This window comes from Methylobacterium sp. WL8 (genome assembly GCF_008040045.1).
GTDB lineage: Bacteria > Pseudomonadota > Alphaproteobacteria > Rhizobiales > Beijerinckiaceae > Methylobacterium > Methylobacterium cerastii.
Genome location: NZ_VRVF01000022.1, coordinates 34,080 through 57,844 on the forward strand (window position 1 = coordinate 34,080; position 23,765 = coordinate 57,844).

Sequence of the window (23,765 nt, forward strand, 5' to 3'; positions counted from 1 at the left end):
GCCGGCGATCAGGCCGCGAGGCGGCGCTCCGCCTGGACGACGGTCCGCTTCGGGGCCGTCCGGACGTGGGTGGTGTAGAGGGTCAGGCCGGTGAAGGCGAGGCCGCCGACGAGATTGCCGAGCACGGTCGGGATCTCGTTCCAGAAGAAGTAGTCGCCGACCGAGAACTGGCCGCCCATGAGCAGGCCGAAGGGGAACAGGAACATGTTCACCACCGAGTGCTCGAAGGTCATGTAGAAGAACAGCATGATCGGCATCCACATGGCGATCACCTTGCCGCTGACGGTGGTCGAGATCATCGCGCCGACGACGCCGGTGGAGACCATCCAGTTGCACAGCATGCCGCGGATGAAGATCGTGAACCAGCCGCCGGTGCCGTGCGCGGCATAGCCGACGGTGCGGCGCTCGCCGATGTGGGCGATGAACTCGCCGACCTTGTCGGCCGGCGCGGTGAACCCGAAGGTGAACACGAAGCCCATCATGAGCGCCACGGTCAGCGCGCCGAGGAAGTTGCCGATGAAGACGAGGCCCCAGTTGCGCAGCACGCCCCCCCAGGTCACGCCCGGCCGGCCGTCGAGGAGCGCCAGGGGCGCCAGCACGAACACGCCGGTGAGCAGGTCGAAGCCGAGCAGGTAAAGCATGCAGAAGCCGACCGGGAACAGGGCGGCGCCGAGGATGGGGATGCCGGTCTGCTGCGTGATGGTGACGGCGAAGACCGCGGCGAGCGCCAGGATCGCGCCAGCCATGTAGGCGCGAATGATGGTGTCGCGGGTCGACATGAAGATCTTGGATTCGCCTGCGTCCACCATCTTGGTGACGAACTCAGCAGGGGCGAGATAGGCCATCTTGGTCCTCTTACGATTCGGGCTTCTGCAAAGCTCGCCGGACTGCGCGGCCCTTGGCCCCTCGTCCGGCCACGCTTCATTGCGCGGCCTGCACCAGGAGATGTGCGCGAAGCCGGCACACCACCTGTCAGCAAACCCGAAGCAAGACCTGGGCCGATCGGAAACGCGTTACCTTCGCGGATCGCGCCTGCGGCGATGGTTCGTTTCGGACCTTCGAATGGCGGGGTCGCACCCTCTCAGGCGCGAGAAGGCGTGCTCGCTGGCGGAGCTGCAGGATCACACGCGCGTCGCCCCTCCAACTGGAGGCCGGCGCCCGGTCAGGGCCGAGCGGCCTGCAGGCCCGGCACCGCCGCGAGGAGCGAGCGGGTGTAGGCATGATCCGGCTGGCGAAAGAGGTCGGTCGTGGGGCGCATCTCCACGATGGCGCCGCGATGCATCACGGCGATGCGGTCGCAGATCTTGGCGGCGACGCGCAGGTCGTGGGTGATGAACAGCATCGCGAGGTTCAGGCGCTGCTTGAGGTCTTCCAGCAGGTCGAGCACCTGCGCCTGGACCGAGACGTCGAGGGCCGAGACCGCCTCGTCCGCCACGAGCACGTCGGGCTCCATGGCGAGCGCCCGGGCGATGCCGATGCGCTGGCGCTGGCCGCCTGAGAAGGCGTTGGGGTAGCGCTCGGCCGCGCTCGCCGAGAGGCCGACGAGGTCGAGGAGCTCGCGCGCCCGGGCGCGCGCCTCGCGCCGGGGCGTGCCGTGCGCGATCGGGCCGGCGGTGATGATCTGCTCGACGGTGCGGCGCGGGTTCAGGGACGCGAACGGGTCCTGGAAGATCATCTGGATGCGTCGCCGCTCGTCGCGCAGGGCGCGCGGCGCCAGCGCCGTGTAGTCGAGGCTGCCGAGGCGCACCGTGCCCCGGTCCGGCTCGATCAGCCGGATCGCGAGGCGGGCGGTGGTGGACTTGCCCGATCCGGATTCGCCGACGAGGCCGAGGGTCTCCCCGCGTCGGACCTCGAAGCCCACCTCCTTCACCGCCGCGACCACGCGCGGCTTGCCGAACAGGCCGCCCCGCGTCGCGTAGGTCTTGGTCAGGCCGATGGCCGAGAGCGCCAGCGGCGCGTCCGCGCGGGAAGCGCGGGCCGGCGGCACCAGGCTCGGCACCGCCGCGAGCAGGGCCTGGGTGTAGGGGTGCTGCGGATGCTGAAGGACGGTCTCGGCAATGCCCTGCTCCACCAGTCGCCCGCGCTGGAGCACGGCGACATGGTCGGCGATGTCGGCCACCACGCCGAAATCGTGGGTGATGAACAGGACGCTCATGCCGCGCCGCCGCTGCAGGTCGCGGATCAGCTTGAGGATCTGGGCCTAGGTGGTGACGTCGAGCGCCGTGGTCGGCTCGTCGGCGACGAGGATCGAGGGTTCGAGGGCGAGCGCCATGGCGATCATCGCGCGCTGGCGCTGGCCGCCGGAGAGCTGGTGCGGGTAGGCGCGCACGATCTGGCCCGGATCGGGCAGGCCGACCTCGATGGCGAGCGCGACGGCCCGGTTCCTGCGCTCGGCCGGCGTGAGGAGGCCGTGCGCCTCGAACATCTCGGCGATCTGGTCGCCGATGCGCATGACCGGGTTGAGGGCGGTCATCGGCTCCTGGAACACCATGGCGATGCGGCGACCGCGCAAGGCACGCCAGCCGCGCTCTTCCAGGGTCAGGAGGTCCCGCCCCTCGAACAGGATCTGCCCGCCGACCGGCTTCAGCGCGCGAGGCAGGAGGCCGGTGAGCGCGTAGGCGCTCATCGACTTGCCCGAGCCCGACTCGCCGACGACGCAGAGGATCTTGCCCGGCATCAGGTCGAGGGAGAGGTCTTCGACGGCATGGGGACGGTCCGAGCCCTTCGGCAGCGCCAGGGTGAGATTCCGGATGCGGACGACGGGCTCGTTCATGCTTAGGCTCCCTTGAGGGCTTCGCGCCGGGCGAGCACCGCCGGCCCGGTCTCGGCGAGGTCCCAGTACAGGCCCGCCATCAGCATCAGGGCCTCGCGCGAAGGCGGCCCGAGCAGGTGCTCGTCGGGGCCGTGCTGGAGGCAGGCCGGGTAGGAATGCGGCACCCACAGGGTCGGCAGGCCGAGGATCTCCGAGAAGGCGTCGTTGGGCAGCGAGCCGCCGAGGTTCGGCAGCAGGGCCGGACGCTTGCCCGTGCTCTCGGCGATCGAAGCCAGCACCCAGTCGACCCACGGGTCCTCGACGGGGAGCCGGGTGGCGCGGAACACCTCCGTGCGGGCGGCGCGGACCTCGACCATGGGGTAGCCGTGGGCGTCGAGGTGGGCGCGCAGGGCCGGCAGAATGCCTTCCCAGTCGGTGCCGACGACGAAGCGCAACTGCAGCGTCGCCTTGGCGGTGGGCGGCACGGCGTTGAGCGGCCCGTCCGGGTCGCCGGTCTTGAAGGCCAGCACCTCGAGAGTGTTCCAGCCGAACACGCGCTCGGCCGCGGACAGCCCCGGCTCGCCCCAATCGGCGTCGATCGCCGGCGCGGTCGGGTCGGTGCCCACCGCGATGTCGGCGAGCGCCGCGCGGACGTTGTCGGGGATAGCGGGCGGGCGCAGGGCGTCGAGGAGGATCTTGCCGCGCCCGTCGACGAGGGTGGCGATGGCGTTGGCCAGCACCGTGCCGGGGTTGCGCAGCAGGCCGCCCCAGTTGCCGGAATGGTGGCTGCCCTCGCGCAGGTCCAGCAGCATCTCGAAGGTGTAGCCGCCGCGCGAGCCGAGGAAGACCGTCGGCCGCTCGGCGCTGACGCGGGGACCGTCCGAGGCGATGAGCACGTCGGCCTTGAGCGCTTCGGCCTCGGCGCGGCAAAGGTCGCGCAGTCCCGGCGAGCCGGATTCCTCGCCCATCTCGATCAGCAGCTTGGTGTTGAAGCCGAGCCGCCCCTCGCGCGCCGCCATCACCGCCGCCAGCGCGCCGAGGTTGAGGATATGCTGGCCCTTGTTGTCGGCGGTGCCGCGGCCGTACCAGCGCTCGCCCTCGATGGTGATCGTCCAGGGGGCGAGGCCTTCGCGCCACTGCTCGGGGTAGCCGCGCACGGTGTCGCCGTGTCCGTAGATCAGCACGGTGGGCAGCGCGTCGCCCTCGTGGCGCTCGGCGATCAGGAACGGGCCGTGGACGCCGTCCGGGTTGTCGAGGATGCGGCTGGTGAAGCCGAGCGGCGCGATCCGCGGCACCAGGAAGTCGGCGAGATAGGCCTTCAGCTTCGGCAGCTGCCCCGAGGTCTGGCTCTCGGTCTGGCGGGCGACGGCGTCCTGCAGCACGCTGAGGAAGCCGCCCTCGTCGTAGTGGCGCGCGGCGCGCGCGATCGCGTCGTGTCGGGACATGGGCTCACTCGATCTCGGTGCGGTGGGGTTTTCTGCGGGGCAGGGGCGGTTCAGCGCCGCCCCTCGGGGGCGGTGACGTCGCGGATGCCGTCGCCGAGCAGGTTGATCGCCAGGACGAGGACCAGGAGCGCGATGCCCGGAATGGTGATGACCCAGGGCTGGAAGAACATGTACGGCTTGCCCTCGGCGATCATCAGGCCCCAGGACGGCAGCGGCGGCTGCACGCCGAGGCCCAGGAAAGACAGGGCGGCCTCGAGCAGGATAGCGTGCGCCATCTCCAGGGTCGCCACCACGATGAGCGCGTTGAGGATGTTCGGCAGCACCTCCTGGAACAGGATGCGGGCCGGGGAGAAGCCCGTGGCGCGGGCCGCGGCGATGAAGTCCTGGTCGCGGATCTGCCGGGTCGCCGCGCGGGTGACCACGGCGAAGCGGTCCCAGAGCAGGAAGCCGAGCACCAGCACCACCACCTTCAGCGAGCCGCCGACGAGGGAGGCCATGGCGAGCGCCACCAGCACCACCGGCATGGCCAGCCGCGTGGTGACGACGTAGCTCACCACCGCGTCGACCCGGCCGCCGAAATAGCCGGCGCAGATGCCGAGCGTCGTGCCGATCGCGCCCGAGATGGCGGCCGCGGCGATCCCGATCAGCAGGGAGATCTGGCTGCCGTAGATCAGGCGGCTGAGGTAGTCGCGCCCGAGCTTGTCGGTGCCGAGCACGTGGTCCCAGTTGCCCTTCGCCTGCCAGATCGGCGGGATCAGGCGCCGGGAGACGTCCTGGGCGTAGGGATCGTGGGGCGCGATCAGCGGGGCGGCGAGCGCGCAGAGCAGGATGGTCCCGAGGATGCCGGCACCGATCACGAAGCCGCCGTGGCGGAGCCCGCGCCGGAGCGCCAGGGCGGTGGGCGAGCGGGCGGCGGGGAGCGCCGCCGGCCTGTCGGCCGAGAGGGCCGTCGGCGTCTCGGGCAAGCCGGCCGCGATGGGGGAGGCGGATGGCTGGAGGGTCATTGGCGCAGCCGGGGATCGAGGAAGGCGTTGAGGAGGTCGGCGGCCAGCGTCAGGGCGATGTAGATCATCGCCAGGACCAGCACGATCGCCTGCACCACCGGGAAGTCGTTGCGGGCGATGGATTCCCAGGCGAGCTGGCCAAGCCCCTGGAGCGAGAACACCGCCTCGATCACGATCGAGCCGCCGAGCATGAAGCCGAACTGCACGGCGGCCAGCGCGATCACCGGGATGACGGCGTTGCGAAGCGCATGCCGGATCAGAATCTTGCGCGGTGGCAGGCCCTTGGCGCGGGCGGTGCGGACGTAGTCCGAGGCCAGGACCTCCAGCATGCCGTTGCGGGTCAGCCGCATCACCGCCGGCATGGCGTAGTAGCCGAGCGCGATCGCCGGCAGAACGAAGTGCTTCCAGGTCGTGTTGCCGGAGACCGGCAGCCAGCGCAGATTCACCGAGAAGATCATGATCAGGGTCAGGCCGAACCAGAAGCTCGGCATGGCCTGGCCCAGCACCGAGACCGAGAGGGCGGCCCGGTCGATCCAGGTGTCGCGCCGGACCGCGGCCAGCACCCCGAGGGGGATGGCCACGAAGAGCGCCACGGCCAGCGCCACCACGCCGAGGAACAGGGTGATCGGCAGGCGGGCGGCCAGCAGGTCGATCACGCTCTCGCGGAAGTAGAACGAGTTGCCGAAATCGAGCCGGATCGCTTTGGCCCCCCAGGCGAAGAACTGCGCGAGAAGGGGCTGGTTGAGCCCGTACTGGACCCGGATCGCCTCCACCTGCACGGAGGTCGCCTCCGGCCCCGCGATGGCGGTGGCGAGGTCGCCCGACAGGTGCAGGAGCATGAAGCTCGCCACCGACACCGTCACGGCGACCGCCAGCGCCACCAGACTTCGTTGGATCATGAATCGCAGCATGGCCCGGCTCCCTCGTTCGGTCGGCGGTCGGTCGGCTTCAGGCGCCGGCCGTTACTTCCACTGCGCCGCGTAGAAGCGCGGCAGCTCGTCGGGCTGCGCCGTGAAGGTCAGGTCCGACGTGAAGGCGTAGTTCGTCGAGTACGAGAACAACGGCAGGGCGTAGGCCTGGCCGGCGATGCGTTTGAGCGCTTCGGCGTACTTGACCTTCCGCACGGCCGGGTCGGTCGCCCCATCCCCGGCCTGGAGGGCCGCGATAGTCTCGGGGTCCTTGGTCAGGTCCTCGTCGCCGCCGCGGAAGTAGACGCCCGTGAAGGCCGAGACGTCGAGTACGGAGAACGACCCCCAGGTCTGGAACGCGATCGAGACCTTGCCGCCCCGGATGAGGTCGCGGAGCGCCGCGTAGCGCAGGTAGTTCAGCCGGGCGGTGATGCCGACGGCGCGCAGGTAGCCGATCACGGCCTCGGCGTAGTCGCGCTCGCGGTAAGCGCCTAGGTCGATCTCGAAGCCGTTCGGGTAGCCCGCCTCCTTGAGAAGCGCCTTGGCCTTGACCGGATCGTAACTGTAACGCGGCACGCCCTCGTCGGTGCAGCCGAACTGGTCGATGAAGCAGGCCGCGTTCATCACCCGGCTCCCGCCACGCACGAGGTTGTCCACCATGGCCTTGCGGTCGATGGCGTACGAGATCGCCTGCCGGACGCGGGGATCCTTCAGAGGCGAGTTCTCCTTGGCTCGGCCGAGGGTGTCGAACTGCAGGAACCCGACCCGCATGGTCTCGGCGCTGAGAACGGAGACGTTGGGGGCGCCCTTCAGCTGGTCGGCCTGATCGCTCGGCACGCGCCAGATCCAGTCGATTCCGCCGGTAACGAGCTCGGCCATGCGGCTATCGGCGTCGGGGATAACGCGGAACTCGAGCTTGCCGATCTTGGCCGCGCCGATCGGGCTGCCAGGCCAATACTTGGCGAAGCGCTCCATCTTCACGCCGCGGCCGTTCTCGACCGCGGTGATGCGGTAGGGGCCGGTGCCGACGGGCGCCTTGGCGAAGCCGTCGAGGCCGACCTTCTTGAAGTAGGCCGCCGGGAAGATCGGTGTCGGGCCGGCGAGGTATTCGAGCGCGGCCGGGAAGGGGGCCTTCAAATGGATGCGGACGGTGTGGGCGTCGACGACCTCCGTCGACTTCATCCAGTCGACGTTCTGCTTCGTCACCGTGCGGGCTTCCGGCGTCAGCACGTAGTTGAAGGTGAAGGCCACGTCTTCCGGGCCGAAGGCGTCGCCGTTGTGGAAGGTCACGCCCTCGCGCAGGGTCAGCTCGAGGGTGACGGGATCGACCCATTTCCAGGCGGTGGCCAGCATCGGCTGGTAGGTGCCGGTCTTCGGGTCGCGGTAGATCAGGGTGTCCCAGACGTTGCGGGCCAGGATGACGCCCTCGCGGGCGCTGTTGTGATGCGGGCTGACGTTTTCCGGCTCGGTGTCGGAGGCGTAGACCAGGGTGTCGTTCGCCTTGCCGGCGAGCGCCGGGACGCTGGCTGCCAACATCAGCAGGGTGAGCGCGGCGCGTGCCGTGGAGCGGTGTGTCGTCATGATCCTGCTCGCCATGATGTCGGTCCTTCTCACCCGTCCGCACGGCCAGCATCGTACCGCCCGCATCGACCTGCCGCTTTTTTCGTCGTGCCATGGTGTTGTGCAATTGGCATCGCAACAAGTAGAATTTCGTGATTGCTGCCGTGCCGTTTCGGCAATCGACAGGTTTCCATGAACGTTTCGGGCCTTCGCTACGTCTTGGCCGTCGCCAGAACCGGGTCGATCGCCGCGGCCTCCACGCACTTGAACATCGCAGCCTCGGCGATCAGCCGGCAGATCTCCAATCTCGAGAGCGAACTCGACTGCGTCCTCTTCGAGCGTCGCCCGCGCGGCATGGTGCTCAGCCCGGCCGGGGAGCTGCTGGCGGAACACGCGCGCCAGACCCTGCTGCGGGCCGAGCAGGTCGCAGCCGACATCCAGGAATTGCAGGGCCTGGCGCGCGGCTTCATCCGGGTCGCCACCTCGGAGGGTTTCGCCCTCGACCTGCTGCCGAACGCGATCGCGGGGTTCCACGCCGCCCATCCGGGCATCCGCTTCGAGGTGCAGATGCTGCCCCCCGCCCAGGTCACGCACGTGGTGGCGGCGGGCGACGCCGACATCGGCATCACCTTCGCGCTCGCGCCCTCGAGCCTGGTCGCGGTCGCCTACGACAACGCCGTCGAGATGGTGGCGCTCAGTGCCCCCGATCACCCCCTGGCGCGCCGACCCGCGATCCGGCTCGCGGACCTGAAGCCCTACCCGATCGCGGTGCCGACCCTCGACACCACGGCTCGCCGGGTCTTCGACGCGGCCTGCCTCGCCGAGGGCATCACCATCGAGCCGACGCTCACGGCCAACATCCTCTCCGCCCTGCTGCCCTTCGTTCGGCGGACGAAGGGGTTGGCGCTGATGTCGGCCCTCACGGTGCAGACGCCGGTGCGCCTCGGCGAGCTCGTCTGCATCCCGGTGCACGCGCGGATGAGCCTGATGCGCGGCATCCAGGTCCAAGTGATGCGCGACCGCAAGCTGCCGCACGCTGTCCAAGCCTTCTTGCGGCAGCTGGTGGCGGCGCTGCCGCCGACGGAGTCCGGCGGCTTCTGACGCGGCTCAGCCGTTTCGGAAGGTGTAGCTGTAGCCGTTGAGCGCGGGCGCTCCGCCGAGATGGGCGTAGAGCACCTTCGAGCCCTTCGGGAAGAAGCCCTTCTGCACGAGGTCGATCATGCCCTGCATCGACTTCCCCTCGTAGACGGGGTCGGTGATCATGCCCTCGAGCCGGGCCGAGAGGCGGATCGCCTCGACCGTCTCCTTCGAGGGCACGCCATAGACCGGGTAGGCGTAGTCCTCGTTGAGCACGATGTCGTCTTCGGTGATCGCCCGCGCGCCGACGAGCTCGGCGGTGTTCCTGGCGATCTCCAGGACCTGCGCCTTGGTCTGGGCCGGGGTGCAGGAGGCGTCGATGCCGATCACGTTGCGGGCGCGCCCGTCGGCGGAGAAGCCCACCACCATGCCGGCATGGGTCGAGCCGGTGACGGTGCAGACCACGATGTAGTCGAAGTGCAGGCCCATCTCGGCCTCCTGGGCGCGGACCTCCTCGGCGAAGCCGACGTAGCCGAGCCCGCCGAACTTGTGCACCGAGGCGCCGGCGGGGATCGCGTAGGGCTTGCCGCCCTTGGCCTTCACGTCCTCCAGGGCCTTCGTCCAGCTCTCGCGGATGCCGATGTCGAAGCCGTCGTCGACGAGCTGCGTCTCCGCGCCCATGATGCGGGACAGCATGATGTTGCCGACCCGGTCGTAGACCGCGTCCTCGTGCGGGACCCAGGCCTCCTGGATCAGCCGGCACTTCATGCCGATCTTGGCGGCGACCGCCGCGACCATGCGGGTGTGGTTCGACTGCACGCCGCCGATCGAGACCAGGGTGTCGGCCCCGCTGGCGATGGCGTCGGGCACGATGTACTCGAGCTTGCGCAGCTTGTTGCCGCCGTAGGCGAGGCCCGAATTGCAATCCTCGCGCTTGGCGTAGATCAGCACGTCGCCGCCGAGATGGGCCGTCAGCCGCGGCAGGTGCTCGATCGGGCTCGGGCCGAAGGTCAGGGGATAGCGCTCGAACTTCGACAGCATCTTCGCGGGTCCTTCGTGGGTCAGCCCGGAAAAGCTAGCAAAGTCGGGGCGGAAGGTGCTCTCGAAATGCGCCTTCGTTCTCGCTGCGATGAGACGCCTAGTGTTCCTGGCCGCGGGATCCTTGCGTCATCGCCCCCTGGAACGGAAGGATCGTTCATGGACGCTGGGTGCGGGCGACCAAGCTGGGAGATTCGCCGCCGGCTTCAGGCAGGCGGCCGCATGTGCGATGCCGTCCGGGCCCGGTGGACGAGCACGGCCGCACGGCCGCCGACCCGTCCCCGGCCGGCCGGCTCGGCGCGACGGCCCGGTCCGCCCGAGCCGATTCCCGTTACAGGAGACCGTCCGCATGAGCGCCGCCGGCACGCCCCCGCTCGATCTCCCCGACGCCGTGCGGGACGGCAGGCCCACGGTCTGGCGCAACCCGCGCCTGGGCCGCGCCGCCGAGATCCTGCCGGGCCTGGCCTTCGGCCTCGCCGAGGTCGAGGCGGCCGAGGCGCGCTGGCGCCGCTTCGATCCGCTCCTCGCCCGGCTGTTTCCCGAACTCGCGACCGGCCGGATCGATTCGGCCCTCCTGCCGCTCTCCGCCGACCTGGCCGCCCTGGTGTCGGGACGCCCGGGGGCCGCGGCCTGGGTGAAGGCCGACCACGATCTGCCGATCACCGGCTGCATCAAGGCGCGGGGCGGCGTCTACGAGGTGCTGGTCGAGGCCGAGCGGCTCGGCCTCGCCGCGGGCTGGCTCTCGGGCGCGTCCTCCTATGCCCGCCTCGCCGACCCGGATGTCCGGGCGGCCTTCGGCGTCCACACGATCGCGGTGGGAAGCACCGGCAACCTCGGGTTCAGCGTCGGGGTGATCGGCCGCGCCCTCGGCTTCCAGGTCGAGGTGCACATGTCCCACGACGCCAAGGCGTGGAAGAAGCGCCGCCTGCGCGACCTCGGCGCCCGGGTGGTGGAGCATGCGGGCGATTACGGCAGCGCCGTCGCCGCCGCGCGGATCGCCTTCGAGGGCCGCGCCGACGCGCACTTCGTCGATGACGAGAGCTCGGTGGACCTGTTCCTCGGCTACGCGGCGGCGGCCTTCGACCTGCGGCGCCAGCTCGACGCGGCGGGCGTGAGCGTGGACGCGGCCCATCCCTTGTGCGTCTACCTCCCCTGCGGCGTCGGCGGCGCCCCGGGCGGCGTCACCCTCGGCCTGAAACTGCTCTACGGAGACGCCGTGCGCTGCGTCTTCGTCGAGCCCGTCGCCGCGCCCTGCATGCTCGTGCAGCTCGCCGCAGGCCCGGCGCGGTCGGTGAGCGTCTACGAGGTCGGGCTCGACAACCGGACCGCGGCGGACGGCCTGGCCGTGGCCACGGCCTCGATGCTGGTGGCCGGCACCGTCGGGGGCCTCGTCGAGGCCGTGGTGACGGTGGGCGACGCCGACCTGTTCACCTGGCTGCGCGATCTCTGGGACCGGGCGGGCTTGCGCCTCGAGCCGTCGGCGGCGGCGGCCTTCGCGGCAGTGGGGCCGGCCTGCGGCGCCCTGCCCGACGTCGCCCACGCGATGCACGTCGTCTGGACCACCGGCGGGGCGCTGCTGCCGGAGGCGGAGTTCCAGGCCGCCCTCGCACAAGCGGCCTGAGGGGCGGCCGGCCGCCGATCCGGTCGGCGCGGCGCTTGTCTCGCCGCTCGGGCGATCTCACCTACGGCGCCATGGCCAGCGTGTTCGACGTCATCATCGTAGGCGGAGGCGCCGCCGGCATCGGGGCCGCGCGGCGGCTGGCGGCGCATGGCAAGGCGGCGCTGCTGCTCGAGGCCTCGTCGTGCCTCGGGGGACGCGCCTTCACGCAGGATCTCGGCGGCCATCCGCTCGATTTCGGCTGCGAATGGCTCCACTCCGGCGACCGCAACGCCTGGGTCGGCATCGCCGAGGCCTCGGGCTTTCCCGTCGACCGCGGCGAGCCGCCATGGGCGAAGGCGCATCCGTCGCTGGCCCAGGACGCGGACGGCCAGGCGGCGGCGCAGCGGGCCTACGGCGACTGGGAGGAGCGGCTTCGCCTTGTCGCGGCGGGCAGCGACCGGGCGAGCGACGCCCTGGAGCCCGGCGGTCCCTGGAACGCCTACGTGCGCGCCATCGCCGGCTTCATGAGCGGCGTCGCACCCGAGGCGATCTCGGCCACCGACTATCTCGCCTACGACGACGCCGCGACGGGCCGAAACTGGCACCTGCCGCTCGGCTACGGCACGCTGGTCGCGGCCAGCCTGCCGTCCGCGACGACTCTGCGGCTCGCCACCCCCGCCGAGCAGGTCGACCTGACCGCGGACGGCGTCGCCGTCACCACGCGCGCCGGCACCGTCCGCGCCGGGGCCGCCATTCTCACCGTCTCGACCGCGGTGCTGGCCGGCGACGCGATCCACCTGCCCTCCGGGGTCGAGCCCTGGCGCGAGGCCGCCGCCGACCTGCCGCTCGGCCGCAACGAGAAGGTCTTCCTCGAGATCGGGCGCGAGGCCGCGTTCGCGCCGGACACGCACGTCTACGGCAACCTGCACGACCGACGAGCCGCCGCCTATTCGATCCGCCCCAACGGCTGGCCGGTGATCGAGGCGTTCCTCGGAGGCGAGGGCGCCCGCATCGTGGCGGAGGACGGCCCGGCCGCCGGCTTCGCCCACGTCTCAGCCGAGCTGGCCGCGCTGTTCGGAGGCGACATCGCCTCGGCGATCCGGCCGCTGGCCGCGACGTCCTGGAGCCGGATGGCCTCCGTCGGCGGCGCGTATAGCTGCGCCCTGCCGGGCCGCTCGGGTGCGCGGGCGCGGCTCGCCCGGCCCTTCGAGGACAGGCTGTTCTTCGCCGGCGAGGCGACGCACCCGCACGATTTCACCACCGCCCACGGCGCCCACGACAGCGGGCAGCGGGCCGCCGACGAGGCCATGGCGGCGCTCGGGCGCAGGCGGGGCGAGGCGGCCTGACGGAAGGCTCCGGCGGCGTCCATAGGGCCGCAGGGGCCGGAACATCCGCGCACGGGGCCGATTGCCGAAGTTCCCGGACAGCATCACCCGACACGCGCGCCGCACGGTCTGTCCCGTTCGAACCCGGCGCGCCAGGACAGCTTCATGACCGACGCCGCTGACAAGCGCCTCACGATGCAGGATCCGCGCACCCAGTACCCGCAGCCGCCGTTCGAGCGCCAACCGCAGGAGGCGCCGGGCCTCGCCGGAGCGATGGACCCGCAGCCGGACCACGGCGAGACCAGCTACCGGGGCCACGGCCGCCTCGCCGGCCGCAAGGCCCTGGTGACCGGCGCCGATTCTGGCATCGGGCGCGCGGCCGCCATCGCCTTCGCCCGCGAGGGTGCCGACGTGGCGCTCAGCTTCGTCGAGGCCGAGATGCCGGACGCGCGGGCGGTGGCCGAGCTGATCGAGGCGGAGGGCCGTAAGGCGGTGCTGCTGCCGGGCGACATCACCGACAAGGCGTTCTGCGAGACGCTGGTGCACCGGGCTGTCACCGACCTCGGCGGGCTCGACATCCTGGTCAACAACGCCGGCAAGCAGACCAACCAGAAGGAAGTCGGCGACATCACCGACGAGCAGTTCGACCGAACGCTGAAGACCAACCTCTACGCGATGTTCTGGATCACCAAGGCGGCGCTGCCGCACATGCCGCCGGGCGCGTCGATCATCAACACGGCCTCGGTCGTGGCCTACAACCCGCCGCAGATCCTCGTCGACTACGCCACCACCAAGGCTGGCATCGTCGCCTTCTCGAAGGCTCTGGCCAAGCAGCAGGTCGCGAAGGGCATCCGCGTGAACGCGGTGGCGCCTGGGCCGTTCTGGACCGCGCTGCAGCCCTCGGGCGGGCAGCCGCAGGAGGCGGTCGAGACGTTCGGCTCCGAGGTGCCGCTCGGCCGCCCCGGCCAGCCGGTGGAGCTCGCGCCGGTCTACGTCTTCCTGGCGAGCCAGGAGGCGAGCTACGTCACCGGCGAGGTCTACGGCGCGACGGGCGGCAACGGCACCGCCTGACCCCGCCGCGCCCGCAAGAGGACCGCTTTCCGCCGGCGCTCCCGCCCCGGCGACGGGGTGCACAAGGGAAAGGGCAGGCGCCGCCGGCACGAACAGGCCGGTGGCGTCTTTAAGACATTGGAACGGATAAGTTTCTCCCAAAGCCGCATCCCCGGGGTCACCGATGCCGCCTCGCGCCCGATGCCACGCCATGGTCGCGGAGCCGAATGCGACCTAGTTTGGTGTCCGGGTCCCGAGACGCGGCGGGGACGACCAGGCTCGGGAAGCAGCCCTCGATGTCACTGACGAAGCGGATCGTGGGCCTGGTCGTGCTGGCCCTGACTCCGGCGTTGGCCGTTCAAGGCTATAACGAATACGCCCTGCGGACCGCCCGTGCCGAGGCGGTTCGCAACGAGGCGATGCGCGCGGCGCGGAACGTCGCGGCCGACCTCGGGCAGTTCGGCCGCGGGGCGCGGCAGGTGCTCGGCATCCTGGCCGGCCTGTCGGAGATCCGCAGCAAGGATGCGCGGGCGTGCACGGCCTACCTCGCGACGGTGGTCGGCCAGGTGCCCGGCTCGTTCTTCTTCGGCGTCGCCGACGCGGATGGAAAGATCCGGTGCAACACCCTCGGCTCGCCGGTCGGGGCCTACACGGTCGCCGACCGGTCCTACTTCCAGGATGCGATGCGTTCCGGCGGGTTCGCCATCGGGCAGGTCGTGTCCGGGCGGGTCACCGGCCGGCCCACCATCCAGTTCGCGCAAGCCATCCCCGACGACGACGGCGACGGGCGGCCCGACGGCATCGTCATCACCAGCATCGACCTGTCCTACCTCGCGGCCCGACAGGCCAATGCCGGGCTGCCGCCCGATGCCGCGCTCACCGTCGCCGACCCCAACGGCACGATCCTGGTACGCTTGCCCGATCACGAGGCGTGGGCGGGCAAGCCGCTTCCTCCGGCTTACTGGAAAGCCCTGACGGATCACCGCGGCACCGTCGCCGACCTGCCGGGGTTGCGCGGCAACCAACGGATCACGGCGGTGGCCGGAGGTTCGCCGGAGGACCTCGAAACCATGACGGTGGCGGTGGGCCTGTCGTCGGCCAGCGCTTTCGCGGACATCGACGCCGCGACCCGCCGCGGGATCGTGCTGATCGGCCTCGGTGCGATCCTCGCCGTCGTCGCCGCGCTGATGGCCGGACGGGTCTTCATCCGCCGGCCGGTGCGACGCCTGCTCGCGGCGGCCAGCGCCTGGCGGGCCGGCGAGCTGGGGACCCGGACCGGGATCTCCGGACCCGGCGAGTTCGGCCGGCTCGGGGAAGCGTTCGACGCCATGGCCGCGTCGCTGCAACGGCACGAGGGCGAGCTGCGCGAGGAGGTCGCGCGCAGCCGCGTCCTACAGGAGCGGCAGACGATGATGCTGCACGAGCTGAACCACCGCGTCCGCAATACCCTGACCACCGTGCAATCCCTGGCGCGGCAGACCCGCCGCGACGACGACCGGGGCGAACGGCTGGAGGGGCGCATCCTCTCGCTGTCCAAGACCCACGACCTGCTGTCGCGCGACGACTGGGGCGGCGCCTCGCTGCGGACAGTGCTGGAAAACGAACTCGCCCCCTTCCGGGACGACCAGGCCCATCGCTTCGACCTGGAGGGCACCGACCTCGACCTGCCGCCGCGCTACGTCCTGGCGCTCGGCATGACGGTGCACGAGTTGACCACCAACGCGGCCAAGTACGGCGCACTCTCGACCGATGCGGGCCGCGTCGAGGTCGCCTGGACCGTCGTCGTCGCCGAGAGCGGCGCGAGGCGGCTCGTTCTGGATTGGCAGGAGAGCGGAGGCCCGCCGGTGCGGGAGCCGGGCAAGCGCGGGTTCGGCACGCGCCTGATCACGGGCGGGATTAGCCGGGAGCTCGGCGGGCTGGTCCGGCTGGACTTCGCCGTCGACGGGTTGCGCTGCAGCCTCGACGTCCCCCTCGACGAGCTGGACCGCTTCACCTCGTTCGGGGGCCTCGCCGACGCGCGGCCGGCCGGGCGGGCCTGAGGGGCCACCCGTCCGCTGGGACGTGGCGTCCCGCCATGTGCGCTGCCTCACCGCGCCGACGGCGGCGGCCGGCTTAGCCGTTCTCGATGAACACCAGCATCCACGACGTCAGCGCACCGATCTTTGTCAACGCGCTTCGCAACATGAGCGCCTGGCTCGACAAGGCGGCCTCGGAGAAGCCGGAGGCCGACCTGCTCCTCGCCCGCCTCGCCCCCGACATGAAGCCGTTGCCGGCCCAGTTCCAGATGGCGTCCGACAGCGCGAAGAACGCGATGGCGCGGCTCGCCGGGATCGAGGCGCCGGCGATGCCGGACGTCGAGGCGAGCTTTGCCGAGCTCAAGCAGCGCTGCGCCCGGACCATCGCCTTCGTCGAGGGAATCGAACCGGCGACGCTGGCATCCGCCGCGGAGCGCGAGGTGGAGCTGAAATTCCCGAACGGCTCGGGATACCGCTTCACCGGGCAGACCTACCTCACCGGGTTCGCGCTCCCGAACTTCTTCTTCCACGTCACCACCGCCTACGCGATCCTGCGCGGGGCCGGCGTGAGCCTCGGCAAGCCGGACTTCCTCCAGCATCTCGGGCCGCCGAACATCCAGGCGGCGAAGTAGGCGACGCACCGGGTGTCGGACATCGTGCACATCAGGTCGGGAGCGCCGCAAGTTCCGGGCGCGCCGGCTTCAAGCCGGGTCCGTCGTCGGCGATGCCGCGGAACTCGGGGCGGTCGAGCCGCTTGGCCTTCCGAGCCGGTGCTCGTGCCGGTCGGGAGGAAGACCATGTCGAGCGACACCGATAAGCACCGCGCCCTGCTCGGCGCCCTCAAGGACGCCCAGGGCAAGGGCGACGGCGCCTTCGAGCGGGCCGTCACGAACGCCTTCGAGCATGTCTTCGAGCATCTCGGGCGCCTGAACGACCACGTTTCGCTCGGCGGCCCAGACGGCGAGGATCCGCACCTGAAGGCCGGCGAGTCGCCCACCCTGCGATAGCCCGCGGACCGGAGGGCATCGCGCTGCGAAGGCGCCGATGCCCTCGACTGCGTTCCGGTTACCGGCGCGTCGACGATGTCAGAACTTGCGGATGACCGGGCTCGCCGCGGGAGGCGCGTCCTTGTCCTGATAGATCGGCACGGTGACCCGCAGCCAGCCGCGTGTCTCGAGGCCGGCGTAGTTGCGCTGGATCACGTCCCGCGTGACGTATGCCTGGAGGTTCACCGGCCCGAAATTGTATCCGACGAGTCCGCCGACGGAGACCTGGCCTTGGCGGGCGTAGGAGGGGTCGCCGGTCGGCAGGTCGATCGATCCGAAGGCCACCGGCCCGACCTCCCATTTGCCAAAATGCTTCGTGGCCGTGAGGTCGAGGTTGAGAAAGTCCGGGTAGTACGTGCCGGTGGCCGACCGCGTGTCGAAGAAGGTGCCGTAGAGGACGTTGCCCGTCAGGTTCCAGCCGTCGCCATTGTACGTGATGGCGAAGCGCTGGTGCAGAACCGGATTCTGGATGACGATCTTCGTGTCGCTCGGGAGGTACGCGCCGAGCAGGTAGCTGAAGTTGAGGTCGTGGCCGAGCTTCCAGGCGACCTGGGCGGCAAGCAGCGTCTGCCCGAACCCGCTCTGGTAGGCCGCGCCCCGCGTGCTCGATGCGGTGATGGGCTGCAGCACGACGAATTGCAGCCGTCCGCCGACGATGTCGGCCGGCGTCGCCCAGATGAAGGACGGCAGGTTGACGTTCGAGTCTGTGCCGCGCGGGGCGATGTCCCGCGAGCCGAAGCTCGACGTGTCGATGAAGTAGAGGCCAACGGGCAACGGCGCGCCGGGGGCCTGCCCCACGGTCTGCCCGGGTTGCGCCGAAGAGCCTGCCGTCGCGGGGGCGGCCGCCAGCCCGAAGATCGACGCGGCCACGGCTGCGACCTTCGTCGCCTGCATGAAACCCGCGCTCGTCATTCCACCGATCATGCCAACGTCCATGCCACCCCGTCGTCGGGTCCGCCCGTATGGCATGGCGCCGGAAATCCTGTCGCTCACTTGTGCGCAAGACGAAGCGTTGCACTGCGAGCGTCGCCATCGTGCAACGCTTCGAGCGCTACTCTCAAGCGCCACGTCAGCACAAGCAGACTGAGAGGAACTTAGAAGCAGCCCCTGTGGCGATCCTTGAACTCGGCTTTGAACATATCGCCGGTGAAGAGTTCCCCCTTGGCATCTTCGATGCGAACGTTCGCATGGCCGGCGTCGATCCAGCGGCGGGCGAGTACGACGGCGCTCGCCGCCATCTGGCGCGTCTGTTGGAGGACGCCTTCCTGGGCGTGGGCGGTGATGACGTAGAGCGCGCGTTGCGGGGGAGCATCTGCCATCCCGCGGTTTAAGCCGCGCTCCGCCCACGCCGCTTTCTCACACGTTAAACAATTCTCGTTTTCGGCGGCATCGCCTTCGCCCCGGCGCGCGGGGACGGCTCAGTCGTGCTGCCCGCATCCGCAGCCCGTCGCGTGGGTGCCACCGGGCCAGCGCGAGGCCCGGATCACGCTGCAGAAGTTCCCCTTGCGGAACGCCGGCTCCTTGTCGGCGATGACGTCGGCCTTGACGTTGCCGAAGGTCGTGTCCGGCTTGTGCCGGATGCCGTCGTAGAAGGCCTGGATGATGTCCTCCTTGAAGTCCGGCGTCCGGGGGAAGACCGAGACCACCGCGGCGCGCTCGGCGTCGGAATACTGGTCGTAGGTCAAGCCGAGCACGTCCATCTCGACGCCGGCCGTGACGAGCGCGACCACCGGGTGCATGTGGACCGGGATGCCGGGCGTGGTGTGCAGGGCGATGGCCGTCCACACCGTGTAGACGTCCGCCTCCGGCACGCCGTGCGCCTTCAGGAAGTCGCGCGCCGCGTTGGCTCCGTCGACCTCGAAGCGCGCGTCGGCGCTGCTGTGGTCCGGCATCAGGCCGACGTCGTGGAACATCGCGCCGGCGTAGAGCAGCTCGCGGTCGAAGCGCAGGCCCTGCCGGACGCCGGCCAGCGCGCCGAACCGATAGACCCGGCTTGAGTGGTTGAAGAGCAGGTCGGTCTCGGTGTCGCGCACGAAGGCGGTGATCGCCTTGGCGAGCGCGCTCTCGGGGATGGCGGCGTCTGACGGGGTGCTCATGGCGGATCTCCTTTGCGCGGGGGCGTTCCACGAGCTACGGACCCCCACGCCCGTCAGCAATCGTCTTGACACGACGATCTCTGCCATCGTGCGCGCAGCGTCAGCCATGGAGCCTGCATGGCCCCCCGATCCGTCGCCGTCCTCGCCCTTCCCGGCGTCCAGCTTCTCGACGTGGCCGGACCGCTCGACGTGTTCGCGGAGGCGAACGCCCAGAGCGGCCGGGACGTCTACGCACTCGCTATCGTCGGAACGGAGCCCAGCCCCATCATCACGTCGTCCGGGCGTGGCCTGGTCGCGGATTGGGTCGCGCCAGACGCCGCGCCGGCGCAGTTCGACACCCTCCTCGTCGCCGGCGCACCGCGGATCCGGGAACTGGAGGTTCGGCCCGACCTCTTGGCGTGGCTCGGCCGAGCCGCGGTGGGCTGCCGGCGCTACGGCTCGGTCTGCAGCGGTGCGTTCCTCCTCGGGCAGGCCGGCCTGCTGGACGGCCGCCGTGTGACGACGCACTGGGCCGTGGCGGAGGCTTTGGCGGAGCACTATCCCGCGGCGATCGTCGAGCCCGACGCGATCTGCCTGTTCGACGGGAGGTTGCGGACCGCCGCCGGAGTGACGGCCGGCCTCGATCTCGCCCTGGCGCTCGTAGAGGAGGATCTCGGCGACGAGATCGCACGCCGGGTCGCGGCTCAGCTCGTCATGTTCTTCAAGCGCGGCGGCGGCCAGATGCAGTTCAGCCGCCGCGGGGTGAGCGCCCCGGTCGGACGCTCCGCCCTGCAGGCGGTGCAGCGCTGGATCGCCGCCCACCCCGCGGAGGACCACGGCGTCGAGCGCCTCGCCGAACGGGTCGGGATGAGCCCGCGCCACTTCGCGCGCCTGTTCCGGGCCGAGACCGGCCTGACGCCCGCGGCCTACGTCGAGACCGTGCGGATCGAGGCCGTCCGCCGCCTGCTCGAAACGAAGGACGCCGCCCTCAAGCAGGTGGCCGACGCTTGCGGCTTCCGCGACGCCGACACCCTCCGGCGCGCATTCGTCCGCCGGGTCGGCACGACGCCGGCCGAATACCGGCGCCGACAGGCGGGGACCTGACCGACGCCTGCCGTCGAAAGGCGTTTTAGGGCGGGGGTTCGGGAAGTAGCCGCCTTCGGTCGGGCACCGCCTCACACGTAGCCCTTGAAGCGGAAGTAACTGCCTCATCGCACGCGATGTCTTCGCGCTACGTGCGTGACACCTGTCTAGGGGCGACGCGGTGCCCGAGCCAGGATTCGCGGTGACAGTCGAACGATGGGGATCGCGTATTTTAAGCGAATTTATAGACAATATGTGCAAAAAGTGCAGAATGAATGTGTCGAACGGCGTCGTCGTGGGCTGCGTCGGCGCAAAAACCAATAAATCTGCGCGGAATGCGCAGGGAGGAGCCCGAGATGCAGATCCCGATCAAGCGGGCGATCGAGGCCGTGCCCGGTGGCATGATGGTGGTGCCGTTGCTCGCCGGGGCGCTCATCGCCACCTTCTTTCCCGGCACGCCGAAGCTTTTCGGCTCGTTCACGGGCGCCCTGTTCTCGGGGGCGCTGACGATCCTCGCCGTGTTCTACGTGTGCATGGGGGCGAGCATCGATTTCCGCGCGACGCCCTACATCGCCAGGAAGGGCGGCACCCTGCTGCTCGTGAAGGTCGGCATCGCCGTGCTTCTGGGCCTGATCTTCGGACGCGTGCTGGGCGAGGCGCCGGTCGCCGCCGGCATGTTCGCGGGCCTGTCCACCCTGGCGGTCGTCGCGGCGATGAACGACACGAACGGCGGCCTCTACATGGCGCTGATGGGCCAGTACGGCCGTCCGCGCGACGTTGGCGCCTACACGGTGATGTCGCTGGAGAGCGGGCCGTTCCTCACCATGGTCACGCTCGGGGTCGCGGGGCTCTCGGCCTTTCCCTGGCAGACGCTGGTCGGGGCCATCCTGCCGCTCCTCGTCGGCATGATCATCGGCAACCTCGACCGTGAGATGCGCGCCTTCCTCGGCCGCGCCATCCCCGTGATGATCCCGTTCTTCGCCTTCGCGCTCGGTGCGGGGCTCGACCTCACCAAGGTCTGGCAGGCGGGCCTTCTCGGCCTCGCGATGGGCGTCGCCGTGGTGGTCGTCACGGGCATCCCGCTGTTCTTCGCGGACCGTCTCACCGGCGGGACCGGGGTCGCCGGGATCGCTGCCGCCTCGACCGCCGGAAACGCGGCTGCGGTGCCCACGATCGTGGCCTCGGCCAACCCGGCCTATGCCGACGCCGCAGGCCCGGCGACGATCCTGGTGGCCGCCTGCGTCGTCGTCACGGCCATTCTCGTCCCCGTGGCGACGGCCTGGGCCGCGCGGCGGTTCGGCGATCCCGTGGAAGCCGAACTCTTGGTGGCCGATCCCGAGCTGGCGCCCGCCGGCCGCGTTCCCGCTTCGGATCGCATGGCCCGCCCGAACCACTCGGCCCGCCCGAACCACTCGGCCGGCCCAGACCGCGTCGCTGGGCGCTGACATGGCCGACCGCTGGCTCATCCTCGCCGACGACCTGACCGGCGCCGCCGACTGCGCCATCGCCTTCGGTCGCCGCGGCCGTGCGGCGGCGGTGAGCTGGGGCACAGCGACTCAGGGCACCGGGACAGGATTCGGCTCTGCGGATCTCCCGGTGTTGTCCTACGATGCCGACAGCCGGAGCCTCTCCGCCGCGGCTGCCGCTCAGCGGCACGCCCAATGCCTGAGGCGCCTCCACGATCCGGACCGGATCCTATTCAAGAAGATCGACTCGACCCTGCGCGGCCAGCCCGCCGCCGAGACCGCCGCAGCGATCCATCACTTGAAGGGCCGGACCGAGGCCGGCCGCGCCGGGACCGTGTTCGGAATCTGCGCCCCGGCCTTTCCGGCCGCCGGGCGCACGACCGTCGGCGGCCGCGTCCACGTCGACGGCCGCCCCCTTGAGGACGCCGAAGTCTGGACGCGTGACCACAGCTACGTGAACGCCGACCTGGCCTTTATGCTGGGCACGGCCGGCGTCGCGACGAAGGCCGTGCCGCTGGCCATGGTGCGCGGCCCGGGCTTCGCGTCGCAGCTCGAGCAGATCGCCGCCGCGGGCGATGTCGTCGCCATCTGCGATGCCGAGACCCAGGAGGATCTCGACTGCATCGCCGCCGCGGGCTTGCGCATCGCCGCCGCGGGCCTGTCATCGTTCTTCGTCGGCAGCGCCGGCCTCGCGCACGCCCTTGCCGCGGTCGAGGCGAGTCCGCCGCTCGCGCCGTTGCGGATTGCGCCGCACCGTGGCGGCAGCTTGATCGTGGTGGGATCGCTCGCGGCAGCCTCCCGCGCGGCCACCCGCAAGCTCGCCGCCCTGGACGGCGTCGTCCACCTGCCCGTTCCGTCCGAGACCCTCCTGCGCGATCCCGGCGACTTGGCCGCCTCGCTCGCGCATGTCGAGATCGCGATCGCCGCCGGGCACGACGTCCTGGTCGAGATCGCGATGGAGGGCGTTCCCGACATGGCCCTCGGCCCCCGCCTCGTGCAAACCCTGGCCGACGCGCTCGCGCCGTTGGGTTCCGGGATCGGCGCGTTCGCGGCCACCGGGGGTGAGACCGCCTCAGCCCTCCTGTCGCGCTTCGGAGTCGAAGGCATCCGCCTTGTCGACGAGATCGAGCCCGGCGTGTCCCTCGGCCTCACGCTCGGCCGCCTCGCCATCCCCGTCGCGACGAAGGCGGGCGCCTTCGGCGACGCCGACAGCCTCATCCGCATCCGCGAGCGCTTGCGTGCGGTCCGCATCGAAGGAAGCTTCTCATGATACGTCCGACCATCGCCATCACCATGGGTGATCCGGCCGGCATCGGCCCCGAGATCATCATGAAGGCGCTCGCCCACGCCGAGGTCCAGGCCCTGTGCCGTCCGCTGGTCGTCGGCGATGCCGGGCGACTCCGGCAGGCGGGCGAGATCGTCGGATCGCGGGTGCCGGTCGATGCCCTGACGGAGGTCGGCGAGGCCGACTTCGACACGGGGGCGGTGCAGTGCATCGACCTCGAGGTCGTCCCCGCCGACCTGCCGTTCGGGCAGGTTTCTCCGGTCGGCGGCGAGGCGGCCTACCAGTTCATCGCCAAGGCGGTCGAGCTGGTGCAGGCGGGCGAAGCCGGCGGGATCTGCACCGCGCCCCTGTCCAAGGAGGCGCTGCATGCCGCCGGCCACAAGTTCCCCGGCCACACCGAGATGCTGGCCCACCTGACCGGCACGCCGGAAGTCTCGATGATGCTGGTCTCGCCCAAGCTCCGGGTGATCCACGTCACGACGCATATCGGCCTCATCGACGCGATCGCGAAGATCGAGCCCGGCCTGGTCGAGCGCGTGATCGCGCGGGGGCATGCCGTGCTGGTGAAGGCCGGCATCGCGAACCCGAAGATCGGCGTCTGCGCGATCAACCCGCATGCGGGCGAGAGCGGCCTGTTCGGCCACGGCGAGGAGGCGGAGAAGATCACGCCGGCGGTCGAGGCCTGCCGGGCCAGGGGGTGGGACGTGCGCGGCCCGCTGCCCGCCGACACGCTGTTCTTCCTCGCCGGCCGCGGCGACTACGACATGGTCGTCGCGATGTACCACGATCAGGGTCACGGCCCGATCAAGGTGCTGGGTCTCGAGGCCGGCGTGAACATCACCGTGGGCCTTCCGGTGATCCGCACCTCGGTCGATCACGGGACCGCCTTCGACATCGCCGGCAAGGGCGTCGCCGACGAGCGCAGCCTGATGGAGGCCCTGCGGCAGGCGGTCGACCTCGCTCCAAAGGCGGCGCCGGCTTCTACATAGCCAGCCGATCCACCCTCGGGCATGATGGGCCCTTCGCTCGGTCGGAG

Annotated in this window: 21 protein-coding genes and 1 pseudogene; 13 read left to right on the forward strand and 9 right to left on the reverse strand. The window is 70.7% G+C overall.

The genetic code is table 11. The annotated features are described in order from the left end of the window. Window positions 1–8: 8 nt before the first annotated feature. The 6 genes and pseudogenes from FV234_RS10470 to FV234_RS10495 all read right to left on the reverse strand — a co-directional run bounded on the left by FV234_RS10470 (window position 9) and on the right by FV234_RS10495 (window position 7,690). On the reverse strand, window positions 9–845 hold the full coding sequence (locus tag FV234_RS10470) for a formate/nitrite transporter family protein (RefSeq protein WP_147751719.1): 837 nt from the start codon (window positions 843–845) through the stop codon (window positions 9–11). 317 nt (window positions 846–1,162) lie between these two features. Further along, a pseudogene (locus FV234_RS10475) lies at window positions 1,163–2,773 on the reverse strand (ABC transporter ATP-binding protein). 2 nt (window positions 2,774–2,775) lie between these two features. Continuing rightward, window positions 2,776–4,197, reverse strand: coding sequence for a M20 family metallopeptidase (locus FV234_RS10480; protein ID WP_147829144.1), 1,422 nt, complete (start codon window positions 4,195–4,197; stop codon window positions 2,776–2,778). A gap of 50 nt (window positions 4,198–4,247) precedes the next feature. Further along, window positions 4,248–5,201 (reverse strand): ABC transporter permease, encoded by a 954-nt coding sequence (locus FV234_RS10485; RefSeq protein ID WP_147829146.1) that lies wholly within the window; start codon window positions 5,199–5,201, stop codon window positions 4,248–4,250. Then, window positions 5,198–6,112: an ABC transporter permease gene (locus tag FV234_RS10490; RefSeq protein ID WP_147751723.1), complete on the reverse strand. Its 915-nt coding sequence runs from the start codon at window positions 6,110–6,112 to the stop codon at window positions 5,198–5,200. Before FV234_RS10490 ends, FV234_RS10485 begins: the two co-directional genes overlap by 4 nt. Before the next feature lie 51 nt (window positions 6,113–6,163). Next, window positions 6,164–7,690 carry an ABC transporter substrate-binding protein gene (locus FV234_RS10495; RefSeq protein ID WP_246686165.1) on the reverse strand — a complete coding sequence of 509 codons (1,527 nt, stop codon included), beginning with the start codon at window positions 7,688–7,690 and terminating at the stop codon, window positions 6,164–6,166. Between FV234_RS10495 and FV234_RS26165 the strand changes: the two genes are divergently transcribed. After that, on the forward strand, window positions 7,689–7,865 hold the full coding sequence (locus FV234_RS26165; protein ID WP_187273641.1) for a hypothetical protein: 177 nt from the start codon (window positions 7,689–7,691) through the stop codon (window positions 7,863–7,865). The genes FV234_RS10495 and FV234_RS26165 overlap by 2 nt on opposite strands. After that, window positions 7,862–8,770 (forward strand): LysR family transcriptional regulator, encoded by a 909-nt coding sequence (locus FV234_RS10500; protein ID WP_147751725.1) that lies wholly within the window; start codon window positions 7,862–7,864, stop codon window positions 8,768–8,770. The genes FV234_RS26165 and FV234_RS10500 overlap by 4 nt, the downstream gene beginning before the upstream one ends. A 6-nt stretch (window positions 8,771–8,776) precedes the next feature. Here FV234_RS10500 and FV234_RS10505 read toward each other — a convergent pair whose 3' ends face one another. After that, a complete protein-coding gene (locus FV234_RS10505) occupies window positions 8,777–9,787 on the reverse strand; it encodes a 1-aminocyclopropane-1-carboxylate deaminase (protein WP_147751726.1) in 1,011 nt (336 codons plus the stop codon). A gap of 346 nt (window positions 9,788–10,133) precedes the next feature. Here FV234_RS10505 and FV234_RS10510 point away from each other — a divergent pair, with 346 nt between their 5' ends. The 6 genes from FV234_RS10510 (at window position 10,134) to FV234_RS10535 (ending at window position 16,781) form a co-directional block, all read left to right on the forward strand. Continuing rightward, window positions 10,134–11,405 carry a D-serine ammonia-lyase gene (locus FV234_RS10510; protein WP_147829150.1) on the forward strand — a complete coding sequence of 424 codons (1,272 nt, stop codon included), beginning with the start codon at window positions 10,134–10,136 and terminating at the stop codon, window positions 11,403–11,405. A gap of 71 nt (window positions 11,406–11,476) precedes the next feature. After that, a complete protein-coding gene (locus FV234_RS10515; RefSeq protein ID WP_147829193.1) occupies window positions 11,477–12,730 on the forward strand; it encodes an FAD-dependent oxidoreductase in 1,254 nt (417 codons plus the stop codon). Window positions 12,731–12,874: 144 nt separating this feature from the next. Continuing rightward, window positions 12,875–13,780 carry an SDR family oxidoreductase gene (locus tag FV234_RS10520; protein WP_147829152.1) on the forward strand — a complete coding sequence of 302 codons (906 nt, stop codon included), beginning with the start codon at window positions 12,875–12,877 and terminating at the stop codon, window positions 13,778–13,780. Window positions 13,781–14,055: 275 nt separating this feature from the next. After that, window positions 14,056–15,798 (forward strand): HWE histidine kinase domain-containing protein, encoded by a 1,743-nt coding sequence (locus FV234_RS10525; RefSeq protein WP_147829154.1) that lies wholly within the window; start codon window positions 14,056–14,058, stop codon window positions 15,796–15,798. 86 nt (window positions 15,799–15,884) lie between these two features. Continuing rightward, window positions 15,885–16,406: a DUF1993 domain-containing protein gene (locus FV234_RS10530; RefSeq protein ID WP_147829156.1), complete on the forward strand. Its 522-nt coding sequence runs from the start codon at window positions 15,885–15,887 to the stop codon at window positions 16,404–16,406. A 165-nt stretch (window positions 16,407–16,571) separates the two neighbouring features. After that, a complete protein-coding gene (locus FV234_RS10535) occupies window positions 16,572–16,781 on the forward strand; it encodes a hypothetical protein (protein ID WP_147829158.1) in 210 nt (69 codons plus the stop codon). 78 nt (window positions 16,782–16,859) lie between these two features. Here FV234_RS10535 and FV234_RS10540 read toward each other — a convergent pair whose 3' ends face one another. Beyond that, window positions 16,860–17,714: a transporter gene (locus FV234_RS10540; RefSeq protein ID WP_238272249.1), complete on the reverse strand. Its 855-nt coding sequence runs from the start codon at window positions 17,712–17,714 to the stop codon at window positions 16,860–16,862. A gap of 140 nt (window positions 17,715–17,854) precedes the next feature. On the opposite strand from FV234_RS10540, the gene FV234_RS26170 reads away from it, so the two are divergent. Continuing rightward, window positions 17,855–18,151: a hypothetical protein gene (locus FV234_RS26170; protein WP_187273642.1), complete on the forward strand. Its 297-nt coding sequence runs from the start codon at window positions 17,855–17,857 to the stop codon at window positions 18,149–18,151. 87 nt (window positions 18,152–18,238) lie between these two features. Here FV234_RS26170 and FV234_RS10550 read toward each other — a convergent pair whose 3' ends face one another. Then, on the reverse strand, window positions 18,239–18,916 hold the full coding sequence (locus FV234_RS10550; protein WP_147761656.1) for an HD domain-containing protein: 678 nt from the start codon (window positions 18,914–18,916) through the stop codon (window positions 18,239–18,241). A 117-nt stretch (window positions 18,917–19,033) separates the two neighbouring features. Between FV234_RS10550 and FV234_RS10555 the strand changes: the two genes are divergently transcribed. From FV234_RS10555 to pdxA, 4 genes are all read left to right on the forward strand, one after another. Further along, window positions 19,034–19,999 carry a GlxA family transcriptional regulator gene (locus tag FV234_RS10555; protein WP_147829162.1) on the forward strand — a complete coding sequence of 322 codons (966 nt, stop codon included), beginning with the start codon at window positions 19,034–19,036 and terminating at the stop codon, window positions 19,997–19,999. A 335-nt stretch (window positions 20,000–20,334) separates the two neighbouring features. Next, complete coding sequence (locus FV234_RS10560; RefSeq protein ID WP_147829164.1) at window positions 20,335–21,423, forward strand: 2-keto-3-deoxygluconate permease; 1,089 nt, start codon at window positions 20,335–20,337, stop codon at window positions 21,421–21,423. Between the two features lies 1 nt (window position 21,424). Further along, entirely contained in the window at window positions 21,425–22,714 is a 1,290-nt protein-coding gene (locus tag FV234_RS10565; protein ID WP_147829166.1) for a four-carbon acid sugar kinase family protein, read from the forward strand. Continuing rightward, window positions 22,711–23,718, forward strand: coding sequence for a 4-hydroxythreonine-4-phosphate dehydrogenase PdxA (gene pdxA, locus FV234_RS10570; RefSeq protein ID WP_147829168.1), 1,008 nt, complete (start codon window positions 22,711–22,713; stop codon window positions 23,716–23,718). The genes FV234_RS10565 and pdxA overlap by 4 nt, the downstream gene beginning before the upstream one ends. The last annotated feature ends 47 nt before the right edge of the window (window positions 23,719–23,765 follow it).